Annotated in this window: 7 protein-coding genes and 1 tRNA gene; 1 reads left to right on the plus strand and 7 read right to left on the minus strand. The window is 73.8% G+C overall.

Features of this window, described 5'->3' with window-relative positions; all coding sequences use genetic code 11:
- Positions 1–182: 182 nt before the first annotated feature.
- The 7 genes from ACFW9D_RS26820 to ACFW9D_RS26850 form a co-directional block, all read right to left on the minus strand.
- Positions 183–256: transfer RNA gene (locus ACFW9D_RS26820), tRNA-Lys, on the minus strand.
- Complete coding sequence (locus tag ACFW9D_RS26825) at positions 247–849, minus strand: bifunctional DNA primase/polymerase (protein ID WP_384625739.1); 603 nt, start codon at positions 847–849, stop codon at positions 247–249. Before ACFW9D_RS26825 ends, ACFW9D_RS26820 begins: the two co-directional genes overlap by 10 nt.
- Before the next feature lie 121 nt (positions 850–970).
- The gene (locus ACFW9D_RS26830; protein WP_384625742.1) at positions 971–1327 is read right to left on the minus strand and encodes a hypothetical protein; all 357 of its coding nucleotides are present in this window, start codon (positions 1325–1327) and stop codon (positions 971–973) included.
- A 195-nt stretch (positions 1328–1522) separates the two neighbouring features.
- Positions 1523–2872 carry an AAA domain-containing protein gene (locus tag ACFW9D_RS26835; RefSeq protein ID WP_384625744.1) on the minus strand — a complete coding sequence of 450 codons (1350 nt, stop codon included), beginning with the start codon at positions 2870–2872 and terminating at the stop codon, positions 1523–1525.
- A complete protein-coding gene (locus tag ACFW9D_RS26840) occupies positions 2869–4449 on the minus strand; it encodes a hypothetical protein (protein WP_384625747.1) in 1581 nt (526 codons plus the stop codon). Before ACFW9D_RS26840 ends, ACFW9D_RS26835 begins: the two co-directional genes overlap by 4 nt.
- Positions 4446–5591, minus strand: coding sequence for a hypothetical protein (locus ACFW9D_RS26845; protein WP_384625750.1), 1146 nt, complete (start codon positions 5589–5591; stop codon positions 4446–4448). Before ACFW9D_RS26845 ends, ACFW9D_RS26840 begins: the two co-directional genes overlap by 4 nt.
- Positions 5542–6477: a phosphatase PAP2 family protein gene (locus ACFW9D_RS26850; RefSeq protein ID WP_188338767.1), complete on the minus strand. Its 936-nt coding sequence runs from the start codon at positions 6475–6477 to the stop codon at positions 5542–5544. The genes ACFW9D_RS26845 and ACFW9D_RS26850 overlap by 50 nt, the downstream gene beginning before the upstream one ends.
- A gap of 202 nt (positions 6478–6679) precedes the next feature.
- On the opposite strand from ACFW9D_RS26850, the gene ACFW9D_RS26855 reads away from it, so the two are divergent.
- Complete coding sequence (locus ACFW9D_RS26855) at positions 6680–7279, plus strand: histidine phosphatase family protein (RefSeq protein WP_384625753.1); 600 nt, start codon at positions 6680–6682, stop codon at positions 7277–7279.
- Positions 7280–7422: the final 143 nt, after the last annotated feature.

Genomic DNA, 7422 nt, shown 5'->3' on the forward strand with positions numbered 1-7422 from the left:
TACGGCGTCGCCGCCGTAGGGGCTGAGCATCGTCGCCGACGGCCGCGCCGTCGTGGCTGGTCGCGCAGTTCCCCGCGCCCCTGAAGGCGCACTTCGTGCGCCCCAGGGGCCATTGCCTCGCGCCCCGCGACGGAGTCGCAAAAGCGAAGGCCCCCCGCTGTTGCGAGGGGCCTTGCTGTCGGTGCGCCATCAGGGACTCGAACCCCGGACACGCGGATTAAGAGTCCGCTGCTCTAACCAACTGAGCTAATGGCGCCGGCTGACGTCGTAGACATTAGCATCGCGATCGGCGGACCGAGAAATCGATATGCGCACCGTCGCCCGGGCCGCCCGCACGCACGCCCAGAGCAGCACCTCGGGCCCCGGCAACCAGGGTCGCCGCGTGTCCGGAGCCACCACCCACCGGGACCGCGCGTGCGCCGGCGCGAGGGACAGCGGCGCGGGAACGGTCACCGCGTCGCCGGGCCCGTGACACAGCAGCGGCGGCACCGCCGGACCCCACTCCTCCCACTCCAGCAGCGACGGCAGCCGCTGCGCCGTACCGGGCGCCGTGAAGAGCAGCATGCGCCCCCGGTGCGCCGCGACCGGTCCCGAACCGGGCCCCTGGTCCCACAGCCGGTCCAGCATCCGCCGGCCGAAGATCGCCGGAACGTTCACCACGTCGAAGACGGAGCCGCAGGGCAGCACCACGGGTGCGTCGGGGCGGGACTCCCAGTCGGCCAGCGTCGAGCGCGGATACGTTCCGGCCGAGGCGAGCCACGCGGCGCCCTCGGGGGTGAGCCCCGAGGCGTCGAGGTGGTCCTGGAACGCGGTGGCCGGCGGCATGAGGTGCGGGTGTGCGGTGCTCATGTCCCCTACATCTACGGGCTGTGAGAGCCCGCTTCCCGAGAGTTGCGGGAATTCAGGACAGGAGGGGGCGGGGCGGAGTATCTTGCCCCCTCGGCATATGCCACCAGGTCATTACGGGCGGTCAGTCGGTGTCGTCCCGGGCACCGCGCAGCAGGTCACGGCCGAACTCGACCATCTTCTTCGCATAGTCCTCGGTCCACTCCGCGCGCTCCGCGATGTCCGCCGTCGTCAGCCGGTCGAACCGGCGCGGATCGGCGAGCTGCGCGGCCGCGATCGCCTGGAACTCCATGGACCGGTCGGCCGCCGCGCGGAAGGCGTGGGTCAGCTCGGTCGCCCGGCCGAGCAGCTCGCGGGGGTCCGCGATCGACTCCAGGTCGAAGAAGTGCTCCGGGTCCGCGGTGGCCTCCGCGGGCTCGAAGATCAGCGGGGCGGGCCGCAACCGTGGTTGCGGGGTACGGGGCCGCTCGGGCTCCGCCATGGTGGTCCTCCTTGGTTCCGGCTACGTCTTCATTGTCCGGCACCCCGCAAGACCACCCTCTGGCCTCAGGGTCTCCAGGTCACCCTGTGCCGCGACAGTCGGTCCAGTACCGCATGGTTCGCCTCCCACCCGTCCGGGCTGTTCTCCTTGGCCGCCTCCGGCGGCGTGCCGGACTCCGTCCGGGGGCGTGGGGGGTCAGGGTCTCCAGGTCACCCTGTGCCGCGACAGTCGGTCCAGTACCGCATGGTTCGCCTCCCACCCGTCCGGGAACTTCACCGTGACCCCCAGTTGGACCGGGTCCGTCGACGGGTGGGCGTCGAGGAGGTCGGGGATGCCGGCGCGGCTGATGACGATGCAGGCGTGGCGGTGGCGGGACGCCAGGACGCACAGGCGGCCCGTCTCCAGGTGGAACGCCGTCGCGTCGGGGCGGCCCGACAGCGGGTGCAGGACCACGGTCACGTCGAACTCCATGCCCTGCAGCCGGTTCGCCGTGTCGACAGTCACCCCCGTCACGTCCAGCTCCGCGAGCGCGGCCCGTACGGCGGCCGCCTGGTCGCGGTGCGCGGTGCCGACACAGATCCGGTCCGCGGTCAGCGCCCCCTCGCGCGGCTCCCGCTCGGAGTGCGTGACCCCGTCCCGGTCGAGCAGGCGCCGTACGACGAGAGCCACCGCCCGTACCGCCTCCGGGTCCGTGCGCGGGGTGTGCGCCGCGGGCAGTTCGAGCAGGCCCCAGCCGGAGCGGGCCGCCTCGTCGATCACCAGGTCCGGTCCCGAACCGTCCGACGGGACGCGGAAGTCCAGCGCCCGGTCGCCCTCGCCCGTGCCGCTGCGGAACTCGGTGAAGGGGTAGAAGGCCTTCGAGACCAGCGGCGCCGCCGTCGCGGGGAGCCGCCAGGACACCGGGAGGCGGTGCTGCGGCAGTTCGGGGTTGTGCGCGAGCAGGGTCGACACCGCCGAGGCCGACGGGTCGTAGGACAGGCCCGCCCATTGCTCGGAGCCGACGATCGAGAACGGGTCCAACTGCCCCGGGTCGCCCACGAACAGCGCCCGCTCGAACAGCCCCGCCACGGAGAGCAGCGCGTCCGACCGCATCTGGTACGCCTCGTCGACGATCGCGTGCCGCCACGGCTCGTCGACCTTCACGTGCGCCCACTTCGCGGCCGTCGAGATGACGACGGGGAGCGGCGCGAGATCGCCGGCCTTCGCCGAGGTGCGGACGTTCGGCAGGTCGTCCAGGGCCTTGTCGTACGCGTCGGCGTCGCTGCTGTGCAGACGGCCCACGGGCAGCTCGGGGCTCTTGTCGTGGAGCCGTACGACGAGGTCGTCCACCTGCGCGTTCGTCTGCGCGACGATCATCAACGGGCGGCCCGCGTCCGCGAGTTCGAGCGCGGCCCGCACGACGAGGGTCGACTTCCCGGCGCCGGGCGGGGAATCGACGACGACACCGCGCGCGTCCCCGTGCAGTGTGTCGCGCAGGATGCCCTCGGTCGCCCGGGACGCCTCGGCTCCCGGGTCGAACGTGTCCGGCGTGCTCACCGTGCTCACAGGATGTCCTCCGCCGTCGTCGCGTCCGGTGCCTCCGCGCCCGCCCCCGGCGGCCCGCCGTGCGTCCACGGCGTCGCCTCCGGATCCGGCAGCTTCGGCCCGCCGCGCTGCTCGTGCTCGAACAGCGTCCAGCACATCTGGTCGCCCTTCCGCGGCACGGACCCCTCCTCGGGCTCCTTGCCGCGCCCCATCTTGTCCAGGATCCGCAGCACCACCGCGTCCTCGCCCTCGTACGCCACGAACTCGGCGCTCTGCGGCTTGCCTCCGAGCGAGCGGTACACCTTCACGCGCTCCGAGAGGTGCGGCCGGTCGTCCGTGCGCACGGTGACCAGCGGACGCGGCCGCTTCTTCTCGCTGTACGCGGACACGACCTCCGTCACCTCGCACGCGAACGCCTCCCCGGCGAGCCGCCGCCCGGCCATCACCAGCGGGTCGTCGAGCGCCTCCTGGGCGTCGAGCCGGGCCTGCTCGCGCTCCCGCGTCGCCAGCTTGTTCGCCGCCGTCACCGCGTCGTCGCGGCGCGGCTGCGGGGGCTCGCCCGCCGCCACCCGGTCGCGGTGCATCGTGAACGACCAGCGGTCCCGCGTCCAGCGGTCCGCCGCGTGCGCGCCCTCGGGCAGCGTGCACAGCACGTCGAGGCCGCGCCACACCGCGTCCCAGGTGGGCCGGGTGCGGGACTCGACCAGGGCGTGGATCTCCCGCTCCGCCGCCGTCAGTTCGGCCAGCCGGCCGTCCGCCTCGATCGCGTCCTCGGCCGCCGCCATGCGCGTACGGGCCCGGTCGTAGCGCTCGATCGCCGGTGCGAGGAGCTTGTTGTCGAACGCCGGGTCCGTGGCCGGGCCGGCCGGCGGGCACAGCAGCTGGCCCCGCTCGTCCCGGCCCCGCTCCGCCCGCTCGGCCGCCGCCGCCCCCGACGTGCCTTCTGGGGCGTCGATCCAGGCGAGCAGCGCGCCCAGGTGCTGGTCCTCCAGGCTCGACTGGCCCGTCGCCCAGTGCCGGGACAGCAGGTCCGTCATCGCCAGGAGCAGGGAGGAGCCCGGCACGCGCGCCCGCTCCCCGAAGTGCGTCAGCCAGCGCCCCAGCAGCGGCACGTGCGGCGGCGCCGGATGCGGCGCCTCCGGGTCCTGTTCGGCGGTGCGCCGGAACCGCATCGACCGGCCGAGCAGCCGGACGAACTCGACGCCCGCCCGGCTCGGCACGATCAGCTGCGGAGCGTCCGCGCACAGCTCCACCTCGACCTTGACCTTCTTGCCGGTCTCCGCGTCCGTCTCGTTGCGCTCCGTCAGCTCGACGTCCGCCGCGAACCCGTCCAGGTACGGCAGCACCTCGTCGGCGAGCCGCGTGAGGAACGCGAAACGCAGGTCGCGGTCGCGCGGCTGCGGCACGACGAGCAGCCGCGGCGACGTCCGCTCCGTGCCGACGAGCGCGCCGAGCGGGGCGCCCGTCTCACCCGCGGTCGTCAGCGGGACGAGCACCAGCGGGCGCTGGGACAGATGCCGGTGCCGCACCGTGGCGGTCGGCTGCGCGCGCCCCGTGCTCGTGGCCTCGAGCCGGGCCAGATGGTTGATCAGACTCACCGCTGCCACTCCTTGCCGCTCAGTGCCTCGGCCCGCAGCGCGGCGGCCCGGCGCAGCGCCGCCACCGTCGGGTCCGCCGGATCGCCGCCCTCGCCGTGCGCCGCCGCGAGCACCGCGTCCACCGTCGTCAGACCGCCCAGCTCGGCGCGGAGCGGCCGGCCGAGCACCATCACCGCGCCCGCCGCCCGGGACCGCTCGCGGCAGTGGAACGCCAGCTCGCACGCGGCCAGGCACTCCGGCGCGTACGTCGCCGGGACCGCCTCGACCGCGGCCGCCAGCTCGGCCGCGGGCAGCTCCGGGTCGAAGGCCGTGCCGGGCGGGAGCGCCGCCGCGATGTCCTCGATCCGGGTCAGCCGGGCCAGCTGCCTGCGGGTCACCGCGAGCTGCTTGCGCACGTCGACCGCGGACGCCGCCGGCAGGTTCGAGAAGTCCTTCGGGCACACCAGCACGATCCGGTCCCGGACCCTGACCTCGGCATCGAGGCCGGTCAGCCGCTGGGCGACCTGCTCGAGGGCCAGTACGTACACGGCCGCCTGCCGGGCCGCCGCCCCGACCTTCGCCGCGTCCGCCGCCCCGTCGATCATCGGGAACGACTTGATCTCGACGACCGTCCAGCTCCCGTCCGGATGCACCACCACGGCGTCCGGCTCCAGGAACGCGGGGCTGCCCGCCACGTCGAGCGCCAGCATCGGATGGTCCAGGAACGTCCACGTGCCCGGCGACTGAGCCGCCTCGCGCAGCGCCAGCGCGGTCCGTGCCGTACGGCCCTGCGGACCGGCCGCCGACAGATCCGGCGCCGACACCAGCTCGGCCACCGGCTCCGGCGCGCCCGCGGGACCGACCCGCTCGTGCACCAGCCGCAGCAACTGCGCGCCGCCGTCCGCCTTCACCCGCGCCTCGAACACGTTCCCCCGCGCCAGCGCGAACTGGGACTGGCCGAAAGCCGAGGGCGCCCCCAGCGCGTCCGCGAGCCGCGCCTTGTCGACGCCCGCCCCGTCCAGGAGCGCGCGCCGGCTGCACCCCGGGTTCGCCGCGAGGGCGGCCAGGGCGCGGGCGTCCAGCGGGCGCGGGGGCCGGTCCGGGCCGCGCAGCTCAGCGAGCTGGTGCCGCAGCCCCGTCACCGGTGTCGTGGGTCGGGGCACCCTTGCGCTGTCGGGGAATTCGCTCACCCGGCGAAGTCTGGCACTCTCCACTGACAATCGAGGAACGTGTGGCGGAAGGGGCCGCCCACGAGCCGTTCGCCAGGACCGCGGCGACCCGGTCCCGGATCCGCCCGGCGAGCCGCTGGACCGGCTTCGTGAGCAGCAGGCCCACGCCCATCACGGCGGCGCCCGCGACCGCGTCGAAGAAGTAGTGGTTGGCCGTGCCCATCACGACGATCGTCGTGATCAGCGGATAGCCGACGGCCGCCGTCCTCGCGAGCGGGCCGCGCCCGTGCCGCCACAGCATCACGCCGCACCACAGCGCCCATCCGACGTGCAGACTGGGCATCGCCGCGTACTGGTTCGTCATCCCGCCCATGCCCTTGGGCGCGCTCGCCGCGCCGCCCCACCAGCCGTACGAGCTGTACTGGGCCATGGTGTCGACGAAGCCGTAGCCGGCCGTGAGCAGGCGGGGCGGGCAGGTCGGGAGCAGGGTGAAGCCGATCAGGCCGATCAGCGTCGAGGTCATCAGCCAGGTGCGGGCCGCGCGGTACACATGGGCGCGGCGGCGGAACAGCCAGACGAGGATCGCCGGCGTGACCAGGTAGTGCAGCGAGGCGTACCAGAAGTCGGCGGGGACGCCGATCCAGGCCTCGCGGGTGAACAGACGGTTCAGCGGATGTTCGAGATTGAGGTGGACTGCCTTCTCGGCCCGGAGTATCGCCAGGCCGTGGTCGACGGCCGTGCTCACGTCGCCGCGGGCCAGCAGCCGGCCCGCCGTGTACACGCCGTACACGAGGAAGATCAACGGGAGCTCGGTCCACCAGCGCAGCCTCGCTCCGGGTATGTCCCCGGCGTGCGCTGCGTCGTCGTCGGTCTGCGACATGCGGGCCGCTCCCCCTCTTCCCTCGTCGGCGGCCTCCGGCCACTTCGTCACCCTACGGCGTGAATGAGGTCCTTGGTGGGTGACCTCTGACCCTCGTAGACGCGGAGATCGCCGGCCGGGTTGCCCGGCGGGCGGACCGCGCCGAGGTTGCGCGATGATGAACGGGTCCCTCCTGAACTGTTGAACTGCGAAAGGTCCCCGCATGGCACCGCGCATCCTGCTGGCCCGGCACGGACAGACGGAATGGTCCCTGTCCGGACGGCACACCGGCAGGACGGACATCCCGCTCCTGGAGGAGGGCCGGCGCGGCGCGAAGCTGCTCGGCGAGCGACTGCACCGCCCGCCCTACGACGGGCTGCCCGGCGTCGAGGTGCGGACCTCGCCGCTCGTGCGGGCGAGCGAGACGTGCGCGCTGGCCGGGTTCGGGGAGCGGGCCACCGCGTGGGACGCGCTCATGGAGTGGGACTACGGGGCGTACGAGGGTCTGACCCCCGCCCAGATCCAGGAGCTGCGGCCCGGCTGGTTCATCTGGCGCGACGGTGTGCCCGACGGGGAGACGCTCGCGGAGGTCTCGGCGCGGGCGGACGAGGTCGTCGCCTGGGCCCGTTCCGCGGACCGGGACGTGCTGGTGTTCGCCCACGGACACATCCTGCGGTCGATCGGGGCGCGCTGGCTGGGCTTGCCGATCGATTTCGCGGCGCGGATCCGGCTGAACCCGACGTCCCTGTCCGTGCTGGGCTGGGCGTACGGGGATCCGGCGATCGAGTCCTGGAACGAAACGGGGCACCTGGCGGTGGGCTGAGCGGACGACGCCTCTTCGTCTGCCGGGTGCTCGTCGCGAGCGGCTGCGGGTCTCGTCGTGGCTGGTCGCGCAGTTCCCCGCGCCCCTAGAGGCGAGCGGCTTCGCCGCTCAGCCTCTATCGGGGAAATGCGACCCGAAGGGTC

Origin of the sequence: Streptomyces sp. NPDC059524 (genome assembly GCF_042749255.1) — a bacterium.
GTDB classification, from domain to species: Bacteria; Actinomycetota; Actinomycetes; order Streptomycetales; family Streptomycetaceae; genus Streptomyces; species Streptomyces xanthii.